Source organism: Virgibacillus sp. NKC19-16 (genome assembly GCF_021560035.1).
GTDB lineage: Bacteria > Bacillota > Bacilli > Bacillales > Amphibacillaceae > Virgibacillus_L > Virgibacillus_L salidurans.
Window position 1 is genome coordinate 2799938 of the sequence record NZ_CP074373.1, and the last position, 22238, is coordinate 2822175.

General features: G+C 39.5%; 20 protein-coding genes. 3 read left to right on the forward strand and 17 right to left on the reverse strand.

Going from position 1 to position 22238, the window contains the following annotated elements; all coding sequences use genetic code 11:
* Positions 1 to 55 precede the first annotated feature (55 nt).
* The 16 genes from KFZ58_RS14325 to KFZ58_RS14400 all read right to left on the reverse strand — a co-directional run bounded on the left by KFZ58_RS14325 (position 56) and on the right by KFZ58_RS14400 (position 16284).
* Complete coding sequence (locus tag KFZ58_RS14325) at positions 56 to 1048, reverse strand: Bug family tripartite tricarboxylate transporter substrate binding protein (RefSeq protein WP_235791976.1); 993 nt, start codon at positions 1046 to 1048, stop codon at positions 56 to 58.
* A 249-nt stretch (positions 1049 to 1297) separates the two neighbouring features.
* Entirely contained in the window at positions 1298 to 1717 is a 420-nt protein-coding gene (locus tag KFZ58_RS14330; RefSeq protein WP_235791977.1) for a PaaI family thioesterase, read from the reverse strand.
* 11 nt (positions 1718 to 1728) lie between these two features.
* Complete coding sequence (locus KFZ58_RS14335) at positions 1729 to 2514, reverse strand: enoyl-CoA hydratase/isomerase family protein (RefSeq protein ID WP_235791978.1); 786 nt, start codon at positions 2512 to 2514, stop codon at positions 1729 to 1731.
* On the reverse strand, positions 2507 to 3730 hold the full coding sequence (locus KFZ58_RS14340; RefSeq protein ID WP_235791979.1) for a CaiB/BaiF CoA transferase family protein: 1224 nt from the start codon (positions 3728 to 3730) through the stop codon (positions 2507 to 2509). Before KFZ58_RS14340 ends, KFZ58_RS14335 begins: the two co-directional genes overlap by 8 nt.
* A 526-nt stretch (positions 3731 to 4256) precedes the next feature.
* A complete protein-coding gene (locus tag KFZ58_RS14345) occupies positions 4257 to 5669 on the reverse strand; it encodes a hypothetical protein (protein WP_235791980.1) in 1413 nt (470 codons plus the stop codon).
* Between the two features lie 179 nt (positions 5670 to 5848).
* A complete protein-coding gene (hxlA, locus tag KFZ58_RS14350) occupies positions 5849 to 6475 on the reverse strand; it encodes a 3-hexulose-6-phosphate synthase (RefSeq protein WP_235791981.1) in 627 nt (208 codons plus the stop codon).
* Between the two features lie 15 nt (positions 6476 to 6490).
* A complete protein-coding gene (locus KFZ58_RS14355; protein WP_235791982.1) occupies positions 6491 to 7441 on the reverse strand; it encodes a sugar kinase in 951 nt (316 codons plus the stop codon).
* Positions 7442 to 7478: 37 nt separating this feature from the next.
* On the reverse strand, positions 7479 to 8144 hold the full coding sequence (gene rpiA, locus KFZ58_RS14360; protein ID WP_235791983.1) for a ribose-5-phosphate isomerase RpiA: 666 nt from the start codon (positions 8142 to 8144) through the stop codon (positions 7479 to 7481).
* A gap of 35 nt (positions 8145 to 8179) precedes the next feature.
* The gene (locus KFZ58_RS14365) at positions 8180 to 9466 is read right to left on the reverse strand and encodes a TRAP transporter large permease (RefSeq protein ID WP_235791984.1); all 1287 of its coding nucleotides are present in this window, start codon (positions 9464 to 9466) and stop codon (positions 8180 to 8182) included.
* Entirely contained in the window at positions 9466 to 9951 is a 486-nt protein-coding gene (locus KFZ58_RS14370) for a TRAP transporter small permease (protein ID WP_235791985.1), read from the reverse strand. Before KFZ58_RS14370 ends, KFZ58_RS14365 begins: the two co-directional genes overlap by 1 nt.
* A 24-nt stretch (positions 9952 to 9975) precedes the next feature.
* Entirely contained in the window at positions 9976 to 10995 is a 1020-nt protein-coding gene (locus tag KFZ58_RS14375) for a TRAP transporter substrate-binding protein (RefSeq protein ID WP_235791986.1), read from the reverse strand.
* Between the two features lie 33 nt (positions 10996 to 11028).
* A complete protein-coding gene (locus KFZ58_RS14380) occupies positions 11029 to 11667 on the reverse strand; it encodes a bifunctional 4-hydroxy-2-oxoglutarate aldolase/2-dehydro-3-deoxy-phosphogluconate aldolase (RefSeq protein ID WP_235791987.1) in 639 nt (212 codons plus the stop codon).
* An 18-nt stretch (positions 11668 to 11685) separates the two neighbouring features.
* Positions 11686 to 12240 carry a 6-phospho-3-hexuloisomerase gene (gene hxlB, locus KFZ58_RS14385; RefSeq protein ID WP_235791988.1) on the reverse strand — a complete coding sequence of 185 codons (555 nt, stop codon included), beginning with the start codon at positions 12238 to 12240 and terminating at the stop codon, positions 11686 to 11688.
* Positions 12241 to 12274: 34 nt separating this feature from the next.
* Complete coding sequence (locus KFZ58_RS14390) at positions 12275 to 13279, reverse strand: LacI family DNA-binding transcriptional regulator (protein ID WP_235791989.1); 1005 nt, start codon at positions 13277 to 13279, stop codon at positions 12275 to 12277.
* 568 nt (positions 13280 to 13847) lie between these two features.
* Entirely contained in the window at positions 13848 to 15095 is a 1248-nt protein-coding gene (locus tag KFZ58_RS14395) for a flavin-dependent oxidoreductase (protein WP_235791990.1), read from the reverse strand.
* 91 nt (positions 15096 to 15186) lie between these two features.
* Positions 15187 to 16284 (reverse strand): CdaR family transcriptional regulator, encoded by a 1098-nt coding sequence (locus tag KFZ58_RS14400; protein WP_235791991.1) that lies wholly within the window; start codon positions 16282 to 16284, stop codon positions 15187 to 15189.
* 141 nt (positions 16285 to 16425) lie between these two features.
* Between KFZ58_RS14400 and KFZ58_RS14405 the strand changes: the two genes are divergently transcribed.
* Entirely contained in the window at positions 16426 to 17580 is a 1155-nt protein-coding gene (locus tag KFZ58_RS14405) for a glycerate kinase (protein WP_235791992.1), read from the forward strand.
* Between the two features lie 328 nt (positions 17581 to 17908).
* Here the strand turns inward: KFZ58_RS14405 and KFZ58_RS14410 are convergent, their stop codons facing one another.
* Positions 17909 to 19252 carry an RNA-guided endonuclease TnpB family protein gene (locus KFZ58_RS14410; protein WP_235791993.1) on the reverse strand — a complete coding sequence of 448 codons (1344 nt, stop codon included), beginning with the start codon at positions 19250 to 19252 and terminating at the stop codon, positions 17909 to 17911.
* Between the two features lie 301 nt (positions 19253 to 19553).
* On the opposite strand from KFZ58_RS14410, the gene KFZ58_RS14415 reads away from it, so the two are divergent.
* Both KFZ58_RS14415 and larA read left to right on the forward strand, forming a co-directional pair.
* The gene (locus KFZ58_RS14415; protein WP_235794751.1) at positions 19554 to 20639 is read left to right on the forward strand and encodes a 2-keto-3-deoxygluconate permease; all 1086 of its coding nucleotides are present in this window, start codon (positions 19554 to 19556) and stop codon (positions 20637 to 20639) included.
* Between the two features lie 72 nt (positions 20640 to 20711).
* Complete coding sequence (gene larA, locus KFZ58_RS14420; protein ID WP_235791994.1) at positions 20712 to 21974, forward strand: nickel-dependent lactate racemase; 1263 nt, start codon at positions 20712 to 20714, stop codon at positions 21972 to 21974.
* Positions 21975 to 22238: the final 264 nt, after the last annotated feature.

Genomic DNA, 22238 nt, shown 5'->3' on the forward strand with positions numbered 1-22238 from the left:
GGCTATCTTATCATTGATGTATTATATGAAAGTCCCCTATAACTACATTGGTTTATTAGTCATCTAATGCCCCGAGATCTTCAAGAATGTTATTAAAAGTTGTTGTTGTTTCATCAAGGTATTCTGTAAAATCGTCGCCATATAAAATTTGTTCAGTCAGGTAATTATTTTGAATATACTCCGCCCATTCATCTGTTTCCGCTACTTCTTTCATTGTATCAATCCACCACTGCCGAACCTCCTCATCCACATCAGCTGGGAGGATTACCCCTCGAGGCATAGAAATATTTACATCGAACCCTTGATCAATGAACGTTGGAATATCTGGATAGTCAGGAAGTTGTTCTTCCCCACTAAAAGCAAGTGCACGCATATCACCGGACTCCAACTGACCAATCACACCACTAGGATTAGCTACCATTGCATCAAGGCTGTCTGAAAGAAGAGCAGATTGTAATTGACCCTCTGCATTAAAGGATACATATTCCAAATCAAGTCCAGCTTCTTCTCCAAATGTTTCCACAATCATACGATCTACATTGGCTACTCCAATGCCCCCAACATTCATTGTTTTTTCTTCCGCAGCTGCAATAAAATCCTCTAATGTTTCATATTCAGATTCTCCAGGTACAAGAAAAAACATATCATCTGTTGCCATCAAAGCTATGTGAGTGAAATCTTCATAATCCCAACCTGGATCGGATTGAAGCGGCGTTGTTATAAAACTTCCACTTGTGGTAGAAATATGATATGGGTTACCAGCGTTTTGAGATAAATGCCCCCATCCGACTGCTCCACTCCCGCCTTCACGATTCTCAGGAACAAGTTCTCCAGGATACAAATCGTATTCTTCCATAATTTTAATCATCTCTCTTGCCATAACATCATTACCCCCGCCGGGGCCAAAGGCGATGGTCCAATCCATGTCTTCCGTCGGATAATCTGCTTCAGCTGCTGCTCCATCTCCAGATGCATCTTCATTTGAGCAGCCAGAAATAATTAAACTAAAACCCAGTATAGCTACCAGCAAAAATAAAAGTTTTTTCATTTTTCTCCTCCTCTTTAATAAAGCGCTTACAAATATGAGTCATTTTTGGTTCAGCTGCATATCACAAGTGGCATATCAATCTTTTTGTACGACAAATAGACACAAAATATCCCTGTCTGATTAGTTTATTGTTTATATTCTGAAATTTATATTTAAAAAGTTCTTAATATAAACCTAAACTAAGACTATTCCAGTAAAAATTTACCTTTTTGTAGAAATCCCGTAAATTAAATAATCCTTCTATTCTTTCTATTTTGCTTTAACCCACGTTGAAGTAGCCGTTGCGGCTAACTTGCCATTTTCATTATATAACTCTGAACTCAAGGCAATAATCTTGCTTCCTTTTTTTATAAAACTTGATTCACAACGAATCATACCTTCCATAACTGGGCGCAAAAACTGAGTCTTCATTTCAAGGGTAACTGCGGTTCCGAGAAATTTTTCACAAAGATGTCCCATCGAAACGTCTAAAACAAAGGCAATCATCCCTCCATGAAGAGAACCCTGCGGATTAAACATAAAGTTCTTGCTTTCAAAATTAATGACACAGCTTTCCTCCTCATAGGAGAAGGAAAGGCCAAATAATTTTGCAAGGAAAAAATTCTCAAATTCTAGTTTTTCATTTTCTAATGCATGATAAAAACTTTCTTTCGCCTGTAATTTGTCCATCTAGTCCTCTCCTATGAATACTGAAAATTAGGTTTTCTTTTTTCAAGGAATGCTTGTACTCCTTCTTTATAGTCTTCAGTGTCAAATGAACTCGTGCGAAGATGTTCTGTATAATCATCATCTTCTGTTTGTCCTGAATTGATGAGGCCTATTATTTCTTTCATACTTCGAACAGTAAATTGTGCCTTCTTACAAATTGATTCTGCAAATTTGTATGTTTCTTCAGTAATTTCCTCAGGATTAAATACTTGATCTACCAATCCAATTCTACTCGCATGATTAACATCAATGTGACGGCCTGATAATAATATATATTTCGCTTGAGATGGACCTACTAAGTCCACAAGTTGTTTCGTGGCTGTCAAACTATATACAAGACCGAGATTGGCTGGGGTAATTCCAAACTTCCCATTCGTGTCTGCAAACCTTAGATCACAAGCGAGAGCAATTTCACATCCGCCTCCAATACACCAGCTTTGAACCATGGCAATACTTGGCTTTTTCATATTTGCTAAAGCACGCTCTGCTTTATGCGTAGCATCATTATAAATTTTAGCTCCACCGGAGTCAGCACGAAGTGTTTTAAACTCGCTTATATCCGCTCCAGCTGCAAAAGAAGTATGATCAGCCCCACGCAAAATTAGTATTTTAATATTTTTATCGTTATCAACTTCTTCTATTAAAGAGGGAATTTCCTTCCACATCCCGTGCGTCAATGCATTACGTTTTTCCGGACGATTAAGAATGATTGTAGCTATTTCACCTTTTTTTTCAAGTAATATGTCCTTCTTAGCCATGAGCGCCCTCCTCTGATTCCTCATATTTATTGTAAACAATTTCATTTTCATATAGCTTATTAATTTCTTCATCTGAATAACCAGCTTCTTTTAGTTTTTCAGTAGTATTTTGGCCTAGCCAAGGAGCAGCTGATCGAATTTTTAACGGCGTTTTTGAAAATTTTACTGGAACGCCAATTGTTTTGATTGTGCCTAATTTCGGGTGTTCCATTTCAACAATCATTTCTCTCTCTTTAACATGTGGGTCATTTAATGTCTGATCGTACGTATAGACAGGACCCGCTGGAATTCCCGCATCGTCAAGTTTATCAACCCAGTATTCCATTGTTTCCTTTATAAAGATGGCTTCAATTTCTTTCTCAAGCTCATCGATATTATCCATACGATCCATTAATGATTTAAAACGCTGATCTTGAATCCATTCAGGTTTATTAATAACTTTATTACAAAATAGCTCCCATAACTTTTGGTTACCAGCCCCAACGGTAACATAACCGTCTTTTGCTTCATAAGATTGGTACGGCGTGGATCGCCGATGTCTTGTTCCTGTTGCTTTTGCCACTTCTCCCGAACCGAAATACCCAGCAGACTCCCAAACTGTCCACGCAAGTCCGGCATCCACAAGAGATGTATCAAGATATTGCCCTTCACCAGTTTTTAATCTATGAACATAAGCACCTAAAATACTGTAAATGGCCGCAGATCCAGCTGCAATATCGTTAATAGCAATACCAACTTTAGCTGGCTTACCATCTGGCTCTCCTGTCATCCTCATGAATCCAGTGATCCCTTGTGCAATTATGTCAAAACCACCTTTTTTACTATAAGGACCGTACTGACCAAAGCCTGAGATCGAACAATAGATAATAGAAGAGTTAATTTTTTCAATTGTTTCATAATCAATTCCTAACTTTTTCACTACTCCTGGTCTGAAATTTTCAATAATAACATCAGCTTCTGCTGCAAGTTTATGAAAAATCTCTACCCCTTTCTCTGATTTTAGATCTAATGCTAAACTCTGTTTGTTTCGGTTAGGCATAGCAAAACTATAACCTTCTTCATTAATAAACGGTCCTAATCTTCTTGAATCATCCCCTCCTGGAAATCGCTCAATTTTTGTCACATCCGCTCCCATATCTGAAAGAACCATAGTGCAATAAGGCCCTGCCAAATATTGTGTTAAATCAAGTATTTTCACACCGTCTAATGGAAGCATTTAATCACTCCTTTGTTTTTAATTTTGTATACAATATATAATATACATTCCAGAGTTGTTTATGTCAACAAAATTCTAAAAATTAATTTAAAGTGATAATTTAAAAATAAATGTCTTATCCATATTCGCTTAAATAAATTAATCAAGCCAAGTCTAGAAACAACAATTTATTCCCCTCCTTTACATAAAAATGCTAGCGACCAATGAGGGAAATTACCTCATTGGTCGCTAGCAACTTATACTAAAACATTCAATTTTAAGTAGGCTTCTGCCAACCCCCTTGGACATACCAGTACTTTCAAAGCTTATCTCGTAAATATTAATATCTTTAGCATTAATATCGATTTTAGCAGTATATTCTCAATCTCTTTATTCATCTTGGTTTATCCATGAACTTAACAACATTCCTGGGAAGAGCCTGCTTCAAATATGAGATATCCTTTGTATCTTCCATAAGAATTAAAATATCTACACTATTGAAAAAAATATATCTCTTTTTAACGGTTTTTATCCTAAGTGAAAACACCTACCAAACTCCAACAACCCCCTGCACATAAACCTGCACCACCACATAAAGCATGGCGGCATACTTCCAATTAAACTTCACCCCATTCGTAAACAAACTCAGTCCATTATTTCCACTCAATACAATCACTGGCATAATCATCGGAGATAACAGAATAGAAATCGCGCTACCCGAGGTCACAACAAGAACGATTAACTCCGGTGGATACGGAAGAGAGAGGCTTCCCAGTATTCCTCCAACCAACACCATGACCGTCAACGGCCCTAGCCCGAAAAAAGCTAGAATAATAACCATAAACGGCAGGAAATATAGGACATTAATAAATGGTAATGACTCCTGCAGCGCGTAAATACCATCGACAACCAAGGACGCAAATCCAGTCTGATTTAAAGCAGAAATCATCATACCTGCCCCCAACATGACACAGAGCTGATAGGATTGCTTGCCCATATCGGTTTGAACATATATTTTAGCTTCTTTCAGCAGATTCTTCGTCCTTTTTTTAACCAGGTAATACACGCCGATCCAAACCAGCACGACCAGTGGAATGAGCACGAGAAGTTCGATCGGTAAGACAGCTTGTAATAGAAAAATAGTCCCAAATAAAGTCACAAATAAAACTACAAATTCCCTTACTCTATGATTTCTTTGTTTCCGATCTGTCGTATGACGAAGCACTTCACTGATCTCCGTTTGTAAGCCGGTAGTTAAATCAACCCCATACCGTTTTTCTTCAAAATGAGAAAAAGCAACGGCCAAAAAAATGCCGCAAATGGACATTCCTAACCCCTGAAAAATGGAAACCCACAGCGAAGCATTCATCGCTTCCACCACAAACGCAAAACTCGGAATACTGACGACCCACATGGTTGAGAGTGCAAAACCACGGAGTACCGCTGTTCCTTTAAAATTTTCCCATGCCTCCCCCTTCTCATCCTTTAAAATCATATTCTCAAATTGATACATCATCGGAATGGATCCGAAGTTTAAAAAGTAAGCGATAATCTGGGTAAAAGAAGCCATTCCAACATAAAATTTGCGACTCGTATTCAGCATTTTATGCCCGAATCCCATGATCGCTTCCATATACGGCTCTTCTCTCAACACCCAGCCTATCATAGGAATAACCACCAATAAGCCGATCATGTCACGCATTTGCAGGAACCCATTTAATATCCCCTCGGTCATCGATCCATTAGAAAAGAATAATATGGCTATTCCCACCAAAAAGAGAGATAACGGTAGTTTAATGTTTTTCACCGTATAAGAAATGACCGCAAATAAGAATAAAGATAACCCACTAATAGATAAGAAGAATAATAATATCTCCTTATCGTAAAAATAGGTAATAAAATGTAAAAGCGCATAAAAAGTAATGGATAGTCTTAATCCCCATTGGATCAATGCATTCATATGTAATGACTCCCTTATAATCTGTTCTCTAGACATAACTTTAGATTTATCAAAACTAAAAAAGATTTCAACTAATCATAGCATAAATCCCTCTATACAATTTCTCAATACAAAAAACTGCTGAAACAATAAATCGCAACTGTTCCAGCAGTTATAAAGGGATCCTAACTTCCCTACATTTATTTAACCTCACTCATCATCTTTCTCATCTCAGCAGCAATCCCTTTAGGATTTTCCGCCTTCGTTATGGCACTTCCGACAATGACCGTATCGGGCTTTTCCTGAATAATAGCAGGAAGTGTATCTAGATTAACCCCGCCAGCCACAGTTACCTCAAAATCATATCCTTTCACTAAGGTAAACAATTCCGTATTAAAGTTTCCCTCTGATTGCTTATCTTTACCAACATGAAGACTGACAAGGTCGACACCCAGTTCCGCTAATTCTCCAATCACATCCCTTGAGTCAACCTCCAGAAGGTCAACCATTACACGATTGTTGGTCTCTTTTGCAACCTGTAACGTATCTTTGATTGTCAAACTCGAGGAAAATGCCATCACCGTTGTGATATCAGCACCGGCCTCGAATGCCTGAAGTGCTTCATGCCTCCCTGCATCACAGGTTTTCATATCAGCAACAACCATTTTATCTGGAAAAAGTTTCTTAAGCTCACGGACAATTGGCATCCCGTATTCTTTAATAACACCAGTACCTATTTCAATGATATCAATTTCTCTCTCTGTTTCTTTTACAATCCGAATGCATTCATCCCTTGTTAAACGATCCAATGCAAGTTGCAATTTCATAGAATTCACCTCTTTTCATCGTTCAATACGTTCTATCTCACCAATCTTCCCCTGTACATCCTCATAATACGGCAACCCTTCATTATCACCAACAACCCCTACGACCATCGAACCGATTGTATTAGCAAAATGCAGTGTTCTCTCCAGTGGCCAGTCATGCAAAATTCCATAAATAATTCCAGCATTAAATCCATCTCCAGCACCAACCGTATCAACAACTTTTGATGCTTTAATCGGAGGGGATTCGATAATCTCATCATTTTGATAGCCTACAGACCCTTTATCCCCTTGTTTTACTGCGACAAAGGAAATGCCTAATTCCTTTGCTTTTTCAATAATCGTTTTCGGATCCTTTTCCCCGATAATGATATCCATTTCCTCATCACCTGCAAGCAAGATATCCACATGTGGCAGTATTCTGGATAATACTTCTCGAGCCTTTTCTTTGCTCCACATGCGCAGACGAATATTTGGATCAAAGGAAATTTTTAATCCGTATTTTTTTGCTAATTCAATTGCACGGTCGAATACAGCTATATTTGCTGAGTCAATTGCCGGATAAATACCTGTTATATGAAGTATTTTTGCCTGTTGGAAATACTCCTCATCCAGGCTCTCCGGTGTCAACGTCAGTGTAGGAGACTTGTCACGGTAATAAAATGTCCGTACATTTCCGTCTTCCATGATTTCTTTAAAGTTCAATGAAGTTGGGTAACCATCTACAAATTCCACCTTGGAAACATCAATCCCTTCCCCTCGAGCAAAATTCTTAATGTATTTTCCAAATTCATCATTGCCTAACCTACTGATGTATCCGGCCTTTAGCCCAAGACGAGCACAGCCAATAGCCAAGTTCAATTCAGCACCACCAATTTTTTTCTCAAAGGCGTTCACAAATTTCATTGGTCCGGTTGAACCGGGATTGAATGCGATCATCGCTTCCCCAATTGTAATTACATCATTCACTTCTATACCTCCAAGCATATTACGTTAGATAAGTCAACTAGGATAAAATTTCAATGCCACCATTCCGTGCTACAATCACTTTATCAGTCATTTCTACAAATAATCCTGTTTCCACGACGCCAACCATCAGCTTTAATTGTTCATGTAAATTTTTCGGCTGATCAATTTTACCAAATTTACAATCAAGAATATAATTCCCATTATCTGATACAAATACGCTGCCATCCTTTTTTCTTAAACTTGGAACGCCACCAAGATCGGCAATGTTCCAAGATGTGACTCCCCAGCCAAAAGGAATCACTTCCACCGGCAGGGAAAATTCGCCTAAATGAGAAACGACTTTAGATTGATCTACAATAACAACCAGCTCTTTTGCCATTGCATCAATAATTTTTTCCCTAACCAGTGAACCACCTCCACCTTTAAGAAGATTTAGACCACTGTCAACTTCATCTGCTCCATCAACAGCAATATCAATTTTATCTGCATTAGAAAAGTCCGTTAATGGGACACCAAGCTCTATCGCCAGCCGTTCTGTTTTCTGGGAAGAAGGAATCCCTTTAATATCCAATCCTTCTTTTACGCGTTTGCTTAAGCTTTTAAGCATCCAGTTAACAGTCGATCCAGAACCCAAACCAATAGTCATACCGTTCTTTATCAAGCTAACTGCCTCTTCACCAGCTACTTTTTTATCACTATTCATATCATTTCGCTCCTTTTTTCATTGAAGCTATTCAGTTAAAACAAATCCGGATTAATCCATTCTGGAATAGAAAATGCGAGATCCGGGAAGAAAGCAACAAATAACAGTACTACTAAAATAATAGCAAGATAAGGCAGCACTGCAACAAATGACCTTTCAATCGATAATTCCCCAATTTTAGAAGAGAGTAATAGAACTAAGCCATATGGAGGCGTTGCAAGTCCAACTGCTAGTGTAATAACAACGATTAACCCGAGATGCACCGGATCTATGCCAAACTCTAGTGCTGCTGGCAATACAATTGGAACAAATAGAATCATTGCTGGAATCGCATCCATAAATGTACCTACGAATAAGAAAAATGCAATGATGATTAAAATAAATAGCCATTCCGCTCCAACATTATTTGCGAAGAATTCCTGAGCCATCGCACCCAATTGATAGTAACTCATCAATTCACCTAGCGCACTTGCAGCTGCTAATGCAAATAAAGATAGAGAACTCAATGCTAGTGTATCCATTAATATTTTCGGTAAATCTTTCATTTTCAACGTTTTATAGAAATACATACTTATTAAAAACGTATACAGTGATGCAATTGCCGCAGCCTCTGTAGCAGTAAAGAATCCAGAAATTATTCCGCCTATAATAATAATAGGTGTTAATAAAGCTGGAATCGACTCCATAAATAACTTTGCAAATTCCCTAAACTCTGTACGAGCCGTTTTCGGATAATTTCGTTTTACAGCTATAATATAAACAAAGATCATCATACCGAGTCCAATTAAAATACCGGGTATAATTCCTCCAAGAAACAATGCACCGATTGAAGCATTCGTTAAACCAGCGAAAATAATCATCGGAATACTAGGAGGAATTACAACCCCTACTGTTGATGAAGCTGCAGTAACCCCTACTGCTGTTTCCTTGTCATAGCCCTTCTTAAGCATGCTTGGGATAAGAATTTTCCCAACACCTGCAGCATCAGCCTGTGATGCACCTGAAACTCCCGCGAACATCATTGATACAAGTATGTTTGCATGTGCTAGGCCTCCACGGATCGGACCGACAATTGCTAATGCAAGGTCAATCAATTTTTCGGAAATTTTTCCGGAGTTCATCAAATTGGCAGCAAGTATAAATAATGGTACAGCCAACAGTACAAAGGAATCCAGACCATTTACCATTTTCATTGGTACCGATGCTTCAGGAGTGTAAGGAATGCCCACAATACCTAGTAATGCCACAATTCCAATAACAAAAGCAATCGGTACACCGACTAACATTAATACAATAAATAGCCCAAGTAATAGAAATCCCATTATTCATTTACCTCCTTTACTTTAAGCGCTTTAATATGATCCATTAAGTGTACTACTGAATAAATAATCATTGTTCCTGCCATAATTGGAATTGCTATCCATACATAACCCATTTTCATTTCCGGAATGGTTGACCATGTGTAATTCCAGAATTCTACAACTACCTGGATGCCTAGTAAGAAAATAGCAATATTAAATGCGATAAGCACCAAATCATTAAATATATTAAGTGATAATTTTCTCTTACCTTTCAACTTTCTCTGAAAGTAATCAAAGTTAAAATGCTCACGGCGGTTCACCATTACAGCAGCTCCCATAAGGATCGCCCATATAAAGGAATAATTGGCAACCTCTTCTGTCCAGATAACCGATATACCTAAATAACGCGTTCCAATCTGCAGTATAATCACCAAAAAGAATAGACATAAAAAGATCATTCCTGCGACGATTTGCGCTTTTTCAAGTGTCTGTACAAAACGTTTCACTTGGTTTACCTCCCTAAAAATTAGTTATTCCAAATCCCTTATCTTTTGCAACATTTCTTCTACACCGATTTCTTCTGCATATTCATCCTGAATCGGCTTAGCTATTTCTATGAAAGGCTCTCTATCAATCTCGTTAACGACAGCTCCTTCTTCAATTGCTTGTTCCTTATACTCTACATCTTGTGCGCTGGTAACCTCACGTTCGGTTTCAACGGATGCTTCTGCCGCCTGTAAAATAATATCCTGATGTTCCTCGGAATAACTATCGAATTTTTCCCCATTCGTTAAAAGAAATCTAGTTGTATAATCATGTGCTGTCTCCGTTATATATTTGCCATTTGGAGTCGTGTGATGAGCCTGCTGTACAAAAAATGGATAAGCGTTTTCAGATGAGTCAACAACATCCTGTTGCAATCCCTGATACAGTTCCCCCCATGATATAGAGGAAGGAATAGCTCCTGTAGCCTCCCAAAAGTCTGAGATTACACCAGACGTTTGTGTACGGAGTGACACACCTTGCAGATCATCAACTGACTCTAAGGGTGCTTTACCATAAAAATGTCTGACACCTGCCGACCAATAACCTAATAATTTAAAGGAATTATTGGACTTTTCGTTTATGATTTCAGCCATCTCCTGACCGACTTCTCCATCAACAGTTTTCTCCCAATGCTCATAACTGTTAAATAGATAGGGTGCTGAAAATAAATCTACTTCACGTATCCCTGTCTGTGTCATGAAACCAGGTGATGCTAAAACAACATCAGCCCCGCCCAATTGAAGTTTTTCGATGAGCTCTGATTCTTCCGTTCCAATTGTTCCAGCGTGTACTTCTACTTCTATTGATCCATTTGATTTTTCTTCTGCAACCTCTTTAAATTCCATTAGACCTGCCTGATAAGGACTGTCCGGGGAAGTTTGGTTATGTGCTGCAACAATTTTAATCGTTCCATCATCCTCAGGATCGGCTTCATTCGTGCAGGCCGCGAGTAGAGTAACCGTTGCCAACAGAAATAATATGAAAGCGTATTTAGTTTTTCTCATCGTGATAAGCTCCTTTCTTATTTTCTCTGAAATTTAGGCTTCAAGTTCTTTCAGCTTTTCCCTGTATTGATGTGCTCTTTTCGTTAATTGCTTATAGTCTTCTTCCGTTTTCAGTTCCTTCGCATTGACCAGATTGCTGCCGATTCCCACTGCTGCACTTCCTTTTGATAGATAATCATTCATATTTTCCAGTGTAATCCCACCTGTAACCATTGCTTGGACATGTGGAAGCGGGCCAAGAATAGTTTTAATATAATTCGGACCAAATGCATCTGCCGGAAAAACTTTTACCATCTTTGCCCCATGTTCATAAGCTGTTAAGATTTCAGTTGGCGTTAATACACCGGGAATATTCAATACGCCGTAGCGGTTCGTTAATTTCAGGGTATCTGTGTTTAAAGTAGGTGACACGATGAACGCGGCTCCTGCTAGTATTACTGCCCTAGCTGTTTCAGGGTCCAGAACTGTTCCCGCTCCAATATGCATGTCACTGCTTGTGTTTCTTACTGCCGTTTCAATCACTCGCTCAACATGCGGCGTCTCTGCAGTTATTTCAACAGCTTTCACTCCGCCTTCGGATAGTGCCTCAAGTATTGGGACGATATTTTGTTCATCCGCCTTGCGAATGACTGCTACAATTTTATTATTTTTAATCGTTTCTATTGTTGTCATCTTAAGCCTCTCCTCTATTTATTCTAAATTTGCATGCTTTTTATTTAAGGCGTTTTCCTGTCCTCCAGAATGTTGTTGTAGGAGATAGACCACGATAGCGTCTAAAAGTAAATGTGCTGACTGATCAAATTGACTTCCCAGCGGCTGGATCGTATCAGGCTCCGATTCCAAGCGTTTCTTTGTTGCTGCAGGAATGCGTACAGAACAATCACTTAAGCCTCCAATAGCGGAATCTTTATTTGTAGTAATTAAAGCTACTCTAGCATCAATTTCTTTTGCTTTTGTCGCATACTGTTTTAATGATCCGGTACTTCCAGAGCCTGAAATAATAACTAATAAATCACCAGATTCAATACTTGGAGTTATCGTTTCCCCAACTACATAAACCGGGTAGGCGCTATGCATTAAACGCATGGCAAACACTTTGCCGATTAAACCGGATCGGCCGGTTCCAGCTATAAATATTCGGTTCGCATGCTGGATTTCATTAGCTAATACTTCTGTTTCACCGGGATCTACCTGCTGTAAAACTTCATTTATCTCATTACCAATGGTTTTAATAATATGTTCCATTTCAAATTCCTCCTTTGTAGATGTACGGTCTATTTTAGCAAGATGCTCTTTTTATTAATTCCGGTTCAAACCTGTAAATTTCAGAATCTACATCGGAATCTTTCTCCCCTATTCGATTTAATAACAACTCGGCCGCTTTTTTCCCCATTTCAAACACTGGCTGTGCAACTGTGGTCAATGCAGGACTGTAAAACTCGGAAAACGAAACATCATCAATTCCGATTACTGCTAGATCCTCGGGTATGTTTAGTTGATGTTCCTTCGTATACATTAGAATTTCAAATAGAACGCGATCATTCATTGCCAAAAGAGCTTCTGGCGGGTTAGGCAACGTAAGCATTCGATGTAACGCCATTTGTATATCCGAAATTTCTCCACTAACTAAATAATCAGGTTGAAAAGGAATACCATGTTTTTGCAATACCTTTTTATACCCATCTATTCGTTCCAGTCTGGGTGTTACATAGTGACTCAGCGGTGGGGTTACCATTCCAATTTGCTTATATCCACTCCCTATAAATTCTTCTACTGCTAATGAGGAAGCCCTTTCATTATCTAATAAAATAGTATCGACTAATATCCCAGGAACAAGCCTGTCCATAAAAACAACTGGATAATTATCATTTAGTAATCCTTTATATAAATCAACATTACCTCCTGTAGGAAATGCTATAATCCCATCCACCTGTTTGGCACGAAGCATATCAATGTAACGTTTCTCTTTAATAGGGTCGTCATCTGCATTGCAGACAATCACGTGGAAATTCGATTCATTGCAAAAATCCTCAATTGCACGAATAACCTGTGTTGAAAAAACGTGTAATATATTAGCAACGATTACACCAATGGTTGAAGTGGATTTTTGCTTTAAGCTTCTAGCTATTATATTCGGGCTGTAACCCAATTCCTCAACTGCCAGTTCAATCCGCTTCTTTGTTTTTTCACCCATATAATCATAGCGTTGATTCAAATATTGCGATACAGTGCTTTTTGACACTTCAGCACGCTTCGCCACATCTGCAATTGTAGTCGTTTTCATATTCTATTCTCCTGAATGGTTCATACTTTTATTTTTACTAAATCGGTTTAGTAAATCGGTTTAGTTAAAGTATAAAGTATATGTAAACGATTTACAAGGTTTTTTTATAATTTATTATCCTTCATGGTATTCACGTATTACGCAGGGATGGCCTTGACCGGGAATGATTTTGATTTTGATAAATTCTATAAAGTGCTACATAAATTACTGGTAAAGAGTGAAGAAGGAGAATGTTGACAGGCACGAAGAAGCCCGCAAAAAAGTAGGTCGTGAGTCTACTTCGATCACGGTATTGAAGAAGGGATGACGAAAATGATGGGCATTGTAGGAACAACAAAACCTGTATTTATCCTAGCACTATTACCCAAAATTTCCCTCATCTCAATGGGATTCAATGATTTTATCAAACTGCAAATCAGAAAGTGAAGACGAACGCAAGCGCAGTGACAACCAATATGATTAAATTTTGAAGACTTGCTTTTTGAAAATTTGATGAACAGGTCACACGGTCACACAAGATGACGATAGGCCATTCCACAGTGATTATGTTCCTCCATGGACCACACTCCTAGTTCGTATTCAGTGTGTGCTTGTCAAACCCGGCAATTTTCTTATAAGCCCCCGTTATATCCTCAAGCTCCTCCTGGGAGATCACATCGTTTAATCCATCAAATCCCTCAGGGGCACGCTCTTCAACGATTTGCATAACATGTTCCGGTCCATTTTTTCGGTTGCTTCTTACAATTTTAGCGGTTGCCGCGAGCCGCATTTCCTCATATGCCTTTAATGCCAGTTTCACACTCGGTTGCTCCTTCATAGCCTTCCCTAATTCTTCAGCATCAAGGATCGCCTGTGAAGCACCGTTTGAGCCAATTGGATACATCGGGTGAGCTGCATCACCTAGTAACGTCACGCTACCGAACGTCCACGCTGGCAAGGGATCGCGGTCCACCATTGGAAATTCATAGACTGCGTTCGTATCTCGAATGAGTCGTGGCACATTCAACCATCCAAAATCCCAATCTGCAAAAGCAGGGGCGAATTTCTCTTTATCTATTTTCCGGTTCCAATCAGCACGGGATGGCATTTCCTCATCTATCGCCAGCTCCGCAATCCAGTTGATAAGCGCACGGTCTCCTGAAGTTTCCGGATCAACCGGATACGCGACAAATTTTTGATCCTGGAACCCGGCCATAATCATCGTTTTGCCTGTCAGGAAAGAAGAAGCCTCTGCAAGACCCCTCCATAAAATCCGTCCGCTGAAGATCGGGTCCCCTTCCTTTGGATAAAAGTATTTACGAACAACCGAATGAATCCCATCCGCCGCAATCAGCATATCCGCATCGTAGGAGCCCACATGCTCTCCTGTCTTTTTATTTTTAAAATGTGCCACTGTATAGTCTGAAAAACTATCAAAGGAAGTCAGATGATGATTGGTTAGCACTGCATCTTCACCTAGTTGCTCCTGTACAGCCTCCAAAAGAAGCATTTGCAGCCTGCCTCGGTGAATAGAATATTGCGGATAATGATAACCTGCATTCACTCCTCTTGGTTCCTGCCAAATCTGTTGGCCGAACTTATTAAAATAACAGAGCTCTGCTGTAGGCAAGCCTATTTTTCCAAGCTTTTCTGCCAATCCAAGTTCCGTCAAAACACGGACGGCATGCGGTAATAGGTTGATTCCAACACCCAGGGCCCGAATATTTTCCACACTTTCAAATACACGGACTTTCACGCCCGTACTGTGAAGCTTAAGTGCAGTCACAAGTCCGCCAATTCCGCCTCCGACGATGATCGCCGTTTTCGTTTTAGACATAACGATTCCCCCATGATGATATATTACACTTTTTATCTAATTCAGATTTTTACTTCCCTTCATTATTACATATAAGTGGGATTTTTCAAGATCACCTTTCCCCTTCCTTCCCCCAAATCCACAATGCAACCTGCAATATCAATGCATCCTGAAACTTCCTCGGATCATACCCTGTTTCCTCAATAATTTTATGAAGCCGATAAATAAACGTATTTCGATGCACATACAACTCATCGGCTCCCTTTTGGATATTAAGATCATTTGCAAAAAAAGCTTCCAATGTACTCGTCTTATTTTCGTCCAAATTTCCCAGCACCCGATAAGAAAACCGCTTTGTGATGTCATCATCGACTTGATAAATTAAAGCTTTTGCTTCAATTTCAGCAAAGGAAATAACCTCTTTTTCTTGTTCACTTATTTTCAATGTTATATCACAGTCCAAATAAGCCTGGCTGAATTCTTCCAACTTATAGAAAGGTAAACTGTAAGCAATTCTAAAAACAACATTTTGTTTCTTCAATACAGTATAAACGCTTTCAATTTTTCGCTTTATTTCCTCACCTTCGAGTCCTGAAGTCGTTATAATTAACCGATTCACATTAATAAATGCGACTATTCCATTTTCATCTCCAATCGTTTCCTCCAATTTTTGAATTAATTTCTGGTTTGTGATCGTCCGTTCTGTTATTTGTATTACCAACGTCGTAAAAGGTTGCTGGAAATCTATTCGAAGCAAACTAAGTCCCCTATCAATATCGGTAAACGAAGGTTCCTTTTTCATTAACTGCTCCATAATCATTTCTTTTGTTCGCTGCTTCCATTCCATTTGTGAGACGACAAATTCCTGCCTAATCATAAGTTCTGTGGTCATCTTCACCAACTCTCCGACATCACCCATTTCAGCAGGATCCCCCGTAATTCCTATGACACCAATTATTTTCTCCTGAAAAACGATGGGGAGATTGACACCAGGTTGTGTTCCTCCTAATGATTCCTGCTTAGCAGAGATGGTTCGAGTTTCCCCGCTTCTAAGAACCTCTAGCGCTCCTTCATGAAAGGATCCTATTCTGGAAGTATCTCGTGTCGCGATAATTATCCCTTCCGTATTCATAATATTAACGTTGCGATGTAGACGAATCGACGTTTCTTCCACAATAGAATTTGCAATTTTTTGATTTAACATCTTCATTTTATCTCATCCTTTGGTTATAGCGTATAAATAACAGCTAAAATTCCGCCTTATTTTCATATAGTATAACCATAGACATATATCGTCAAGATTCTTATAATTTATATTAAGCATTGAAAGCGGTTACTGGAGGGGGATTACATGAAAATCATTATCGCACCAGATTCATTTAAAGGAAGTCTTACTGCAATAGAAGCAGCGCAAGCCATAAACAACGGGGTTAAAAAAGCATTTCATGACGCAGAAACGGTGTTACTGCCTGTGGCTGATGGTGGAGAAGGAAGCATGGAAACTTTGGTTGCCGCCACCGATGGGAATATAAAACACCTCCCTGCTGTTGGTCCATTGGGCAATAAAGTAGAAGCAGCTTATGGCGTATTGGGAGACGGAAAAACATGTGTGATTGAAATGGCTACAGCATCAGGGTTAAACCTGGTCCCTGAAGAGAAGCTTTCTCCCTTACAAGCAACTACTTATGGTACCGGACAATTAATTAAACAAGCACTAGATGACGGGTTCTCATCTTTTATTATTGGTATTGGAGGATCAGCAACAAATGACGGAGGAGCTGGAATGTTACAAGCTCTGGGTCTACAGCTTCTAAACAAAAACGGGAAAGAAATCGGTTACGGTGGCGGTGAATTAAATCAAATTAAACAAATTAACATGAGCTCTTTCGATAAAAGAATCAAAGATTGCAACTTTATTATCGCTTCAGATGTACAAAATCCGCTTATAGGAGCAGATGGAGCTTCCGCTATTTTTGGTCCGCAAAAAGGGGCAACAGCTGAAGATGTAGCATTGCTGGATGGAAATCTAACCCATTGGGCGGACAAGGTTGCAGAGATAACTGGTATAACACTACACGGCCTTCCTGGTGCTGGTGCAGCCGGTGGCATAGGGGGAGCATTTCAAGCTTTCTTTCCTTACGTGATGAAACGTGGAATAGACGTGGTCCTGGACTATATAAAACTGGATGAAAAGGTAATGGGTGCTGACCTTGTGATTACCGGAGAAGGTCAGGTTGACAGCCAAACAGCTTCTGGAAAAACCCCGATGGGAGTCGCTCAGGCTGCGAAAAGGAGAGACGTTCCAACAATTATTATTGCGGGGGCTGTTGGAAAAGGGATTGAGGTACTCTATGATTTTGGGGTAATAAGTGCGAACAGTATTATCGACAGACCTATGCCTTTGGAGGAAGCGATTGAACGGGCAGCAGAATTGGTTGAGTTGAGTGCTGAGAAAGTTGTTCGGACTTATTTTTATCAAAAGGTAAACGATAGGTTAAACGTATGAGAGTCAACGTACCCCACTGAGAACCTTGTGATTCTCGTTTCAGTGGGGCTTGAGTTAGCTACTCAGGTCTTCTCGCTACATGCCTTAGACGATTTGACGCTCTGAATAGCAAGCACTGCTTAAGCACTCCCCAAACACTGTTTTTGGTTGGTACTGACGACAAACGATCGTTTTCCCACTTGCACCACCCTTTCGAAAAAGAGCAGTTCTTCCTTACAGAAGAAGCCACCACTCAGAAGAAGCCACCACTCAGATTGCTCTGGCGTGTACTACAAGCCCCGATAAATCGAGTACACATGGATGGTTGACGCACCCACTAAGCTATGCGCTAAGCAACAGCTTTACGTTTTTGTACTTCCAATTTATTTGGCGTTTTAACGTTGAGATTTTCATCTAATACTACAACTTCTGATTTACGCAAAATATTCAATGCCCCGTTAATGTCTGCGTGAATACATTGTCCTGTTTCACTTCGATACAGACCACGATTGATACGTTTACCACGGAATGCGTAGTTCGATTTATCATTTTTCGACCAAACAGGGATTGTATCTTTGTCTAGGAAACTAGCTTTTGATGTATAGCTTTCTTCTTGCTTCACGAAACGAATACCCTCTTTCAAACATTTGTTTTCGATTGCAGCAATCAGCTTATGGAATGGGATTTGAACAAATTTCTGATTGTTCTTTTTCCCTATATTGGACGCTTGTTTCCAACCAGCGTTGTAGCCGACAACAATCGTATCAATGTTGAATGCGTTTACTTTTTTGAAAAGTAATCCCACAACTTGTGAGATATAACCATTGATTTGATTTTCACGTTTGTTCCAGAGTTTCGCCATACGGTTCGTTACGATACGTTTGGAAATACCGTTTTCAATATTTTTCGCTTGCAGATTACTTATCGTTTTGTTGAAGTATTGGTTGATGGACTTTAGTTTTTTGCCATCAATCAAGAACGTATCACCGTGGTTTGTTGCACAACTCATCATTAGGTCTACACCTAAATCGCAACTCAAAGCATTCGTAGTTGTCGTTGGTTGTTTCTTCATCTGAGGGACTTGCATTTCATAAATGTAATGCACCTCAAAGAACCGACCTTTTTGCTTAGGTACGATTTCAATGTATGAGATTTTTTTGTTCAACAAGTTTTTAGGCATACAAATTTTAATAGAACCGAAACGTTTTCGAAATGCCACATTCATCGGAATAGACCAGCATCCATCTTGATCAACTTTTGGAATTTGGTAGATTTCAATAATACGCTTCTCTGTAGCGTAAGAATACTTCGGAAATTTAGGACGACCCGTGAATTCCTCCGGGTTTTCCTTCCATTTTTTCAGCGCTTGAAAAAAGCTCTTCACTTCTGCATACAACGTTCTGCGAATGGCTTGAACGGAGTTTGATTGAACGGTCCAGTAGTTAACATCAGCTCGCATTGCAGCGTCAACTTCTTTTGCGGTCGGAATCTTACCGTTGTTTAAGTAGTTTTGTTTAATCGCATATAATCCAACATTACGCAAAGCCTTTGAGCTATGCGACATACGTTGAAGCAGACGGAATTCCTTAGCCGTCAAGCTACTACGTCCCATATTTTGTTTCTGCGTGAAACGTTGAATGTTTTCGGATTTTTTTTGTTTACGCAATACTTTAACAGGTTTTTTTCTAGCCATTATGTTCACCACCTTTCTCAGCGAGTCAAATAGGATTGTTTCGATAGGCGCACCATCTATTGTCTAATTTTTTTATCATAGCAACCCACTTCTTATCTATGACTATTATATCATTGGACAAAGGACTATGCGAATTTTTGTTCGCCAAAAAGTGAGAAAATACAAGAGAAGTGTTCAGCCTATCGACTGAGGCAATTCATCTCCACCTGTATTATTGGGCTGGCTCCCGAAACACAAATCAGATGGAGTTTTCTTGCCGAAAAGAATAAAAGAGTCGGTATAAAAAGTGCCAGGTGGATTAATGGTCGTTCCGCTTCTTTTAGGGACAACACTAAATACAATTGATCAAATGCATATCCCGTTTGTAATGGATATTCTAAAAGCACTCGGTGCACCAGAAACAGAAGAAGGATATTATGAATTTTTACAAATTGGCGGGTTTTCTCAAGAACTTTTTAAAGACAGTGCACTCGTCCTTATCGCTTTATTCTTATTTTGTGTTGGAAGTCAGATGAATTTAAAAATAGGTGGAAAAGCTTTAAAAAAAGGTGCTCTAATCACCACGTCAAAATATCTTGGCGGCCTTAGTGTTGGAATGGCATACGGGTTTTTCTTTGATCCTTGGAGTGGGATATTAGGGTTATCCACGTTAGCAATTGTAGCCGGAATGACAAATAGTAACAGCGGAATGTATGCTGCATTAACCGGACAATATGGGAATAGACCCGATGTGGGAGGATTGTCCATTCTCGCCATTAATGATGGACCCTTCTTAACACTAGTATCGTTGGGTATTATAGGGACCGCCTTCCCTGTGATTTCCTTTATTGCTGTATTATTACCAATTGGTATTGGAATGATATTAGGAAACCTAGATCCAAAAATACGTGAATTTCTAGCACCGGGGGAAACGATAACAATACCATTCTTCGCATTCTCTTTAGGAGCCGGTATGAATTTGGCAGACTTCTTTAATCCTGCTGTGCTTGCAGGTGGATTAGTTATCGCTGTTTTTACCTTTGTGATTTCGAGTATATTGGGCATTCTTGCATTTAAATTTTTCAAGGAAAAAAGTTATATTGGCCCAATTGCTGAAGCATCTACAGCAGGAAACGCTACGGCAACACCTGCAGCAGTGGCTTCAGCCGCCTCCGTAGCAGTAGGTTCAGGGGCTATGACAGCAGCGGAATACGAAGTGATACAGAATATTGTTCCTATTGCAACGGCACAAATTTCCATATCTACTATCACAACATCGCTACTCTGTCCACTTGGAGTGATTTTGATAGATAGATACCAAAGGAAAAGAGGGATTATTGGTAACCGTGAAGATCTAGGGATAAAGAACGAGAAAAATAGAGAGGAAACGAAACGGGAAGCAAATTAATTCATTTTCATATCAAAATAGTAAGCGTTATCCTATAATAATACTAAATACACTCAAGGGGTGGGATGCAGAATGAACACAGAACTACTCTACGGAAAAGAAGGACTAACCATCGACTTACCGGACGATGCCTATATAATCGAACCAAAAAATCTACCAAAACTGGAAAATGATAAGGAAGCAATCAAAGAACACTTGCGAAACCCAATCGGCTCAGAGCCATTAAAAGAATCGGTGAAAGCCACAGATATCGTATCTATCGTGATCAGCGATATCACCAGACCAACACCGAACCATATTTTAGTACCATTATTAATAGAAGAACTTGATCATGTTCCTCTAGCAAACTTTGTGATAATCAATGGAACAGGAACACATCGCGATCAAACAAGGGAAGAATTTGTACAGATGCTTGGGCGTTGGGTCGTGGATAATATTCGGATCGTCAATAATCACTGCCATGACAAAGATACGCTGGTGAACGTCGGAAAAAGTAAATTCGGCTGCGATGTTTATTTAAATAAGGACTATGTGGAGTCAGACTTTCGAATTGTAACAGGCTTTATCGAGCCACATTTTTTCGCGGGGTTCTCCGGAGGGCCAAAAGGAATGATGCCCGGAATCGCTGGAATTGAGACCATCATGACCTTTCATAATGCTAGAATGATAGGAGATCCCCTAGCGACTTGGGGAAATATGGAAAATAATCCTGTTCAGGATATGACGCGTGAAGTAAATGGAATGTGCAAACCGAATTTCATGTTAAATGTTACATTAAACCGTGAAAAAGAAATCACAGCCGTTTTTGCCGGCGAGCTTTATGAAGCACATGACCGGGGATGCGCATTTGCCAAAGAGCATGCCATGACCCGCTGTGAGGAACGATTTGATGTGGTGATTACTTCCAATTCAGGCTATCCACTCGACCAAAATTTGTACCAGGCTGTAAAAGGAATGAGTGCTGCGCATAAAATTGTAAAAGAAGGTGGATCTATCATTGTCGCATCAGAATGTTCGGATGGCCTGCCCGATCACGGGAACTATTCCAAGATCTTTGAAATGGCAGACAGTCCTCAGGGGCTGCTGGATATGATCAACGACCCGGAATTTAAAATGTTCGATCAATGGCAGGTTCAAAAACAGGCAGTCATCCAGGTTTGGGCGGACGTATATGTATATTCCAAGCTTACGGATGAGCAGGTGGAAGGAACGATGCTGAAACCGACACATGATATTGAGAAAACGATAGAAGGTTTGAAGAGGAAATATGGTGAGGATATGCGGATTGCTGTTTTGCCGTTGGGACCTTTGACGATTCCGTATGTGGAGGCATAGATTGATGGAAAATACTACCGCACTGTTTATCCTGAAGTGCCGTGGTAAAAACGAGGATCATTCATTGACGAATGATCCTCGTTTTAGTGTCTATCTTAAGAAGCATCTTTTTTTCTTTTGTTCGAATCACTTATTATTCTTTGCTTTTTTGTAACTTAAGCAGATCCAGAAAGTGATCGCCATGGGTGAAACGTTCTATTTCTATGTTCCTTTATATAGAACATCATTTATAAGAGATGAAATAGATGATAAAACAAAAAGCGA

Bases quoted from the DNA above. Each gene is read 5' to 3' on its own strand.
- KFZ58_RS14345 (WP_235791980.1), bottom strand. From the start codon at position 5,669: ATGAATGCATTGATCCAATGGGGATTAAGACTATCCATTACTTTTTAT.
- KFZ58_RS14400 (WP_235791991.1), bottom strand. From the start codon at position 16,284: ATGAAGATGTTAAATCAAAAAATTGCAAATTCTATTGTGGAAGAAACG.
- KFZ58_RS14390 (WP_235791989.1), bottom strand. From the start codon at position 13,279: ATGAAAACGACTACAATTGCAGATGTGGCGAAGCGTGCTGAAGTGTCA.
- larA (WP_235791994.1), top strand. From the start codon at position 20,712: ATGAACACAGAACTACTCTACGGAAAAGAAGGACTAACCATCGACTTA.
- hxlA (WP_235791981.1), bottom strand. From the start codon at position 6,475: ATGAAATTGCAACTTGCATTGGATCGTTTAACAAGGGATGAATGCATT.
- rpiA (WP_235791983.1), bottom strand. From the start codon at position 8,144: ATGAATAGTGATAAAAAAGTAGCTGGTGAAGAGGCAGTTAGCTTGATA.
- KFZ58_RS14340 (WP_235791979.1), bottom strand. From the start codon at position 3,730: ATGCTTCCATTAGACGGTGTGAAAATACTTGATTTAACACAATATTTG.
- KFZ58_RS14405 (WP_235791992.1), top strand. From the start codon at position 16,426: ATGAAAATCATTATCGCACCAGATTCATTTAAAGGAAGTCTTACTGCA.
- KFZ58_RS14330 (WP_235791977.1), bottom strand. From the start codon at position 1,717: ATGGACAAATTACAGGCGAAAGAAAGTTTTTATCATGCATTAGAAAAT.
- KFZ58_RS14380 (WP_235791987.1), bottom strand. From the start codon at position 11,667: ATGACAACAATAGAAACGATTAAAAATAATAAAATTGTAGCAGTCATT.
- KFZ58_RS14365 (WP_235791984.1), bottom strand. From the start codon at position 9,466: ATGGGATTTCTATTACTTGGGCTATTTATTGTATTAATGTTAGTCGGT.
- hxlB (WP_235791988.1), bottom strand. From the start codon at position 12,240: ATGGAACATATTATTAAAACCATTGGTAATGAGATAAATGAAGTTTTA.
- KFZ58_RS14410 (WP_235791993.1), bottom strand. From the start codon at position 19,252: ATGGCTAGAAAAAAACCTGTTAAAGTATTGCGTAAACAAAAAAAATCC.
- KFZ58_RS14335 (WP_235791978.1), bottom strand. From the start codon at position 2,514: ATGGCTAAGAAGGACATATTACTTGAAAAAAAAGGTGAAATAGCTACA.
- KFZ58_RS14325 (WP_235791976.1), bottom strand. From the start codon at position 1,048: ATGAAAAAACTTTTATTTTTGCTGGTAGCTATACTGGGTTTTAGTTTA.
- KFZ58_RS14395 (WP_235791990.1), bottom strand. From the start codon at position 15,095: ATGTCTAAAACGAAAACGGCGATCATCGTCGGAGGCGGAATTGGCGGA.
- KFZ58_RS14415 (WP_235794751.1), top strand. From the start codon at position 19,554: ATGGTCGTTCCGCTTCTTTTAGGGACAACACTAAATACAATTGATCAA.
- KFZ58_RS14375 (WP_235791986.1), bottom strand. From the start codon at position 10,995: ATGAGAAAAACTAAATACGCTTTCATATTATTTCTGTTGGCAACGGTT.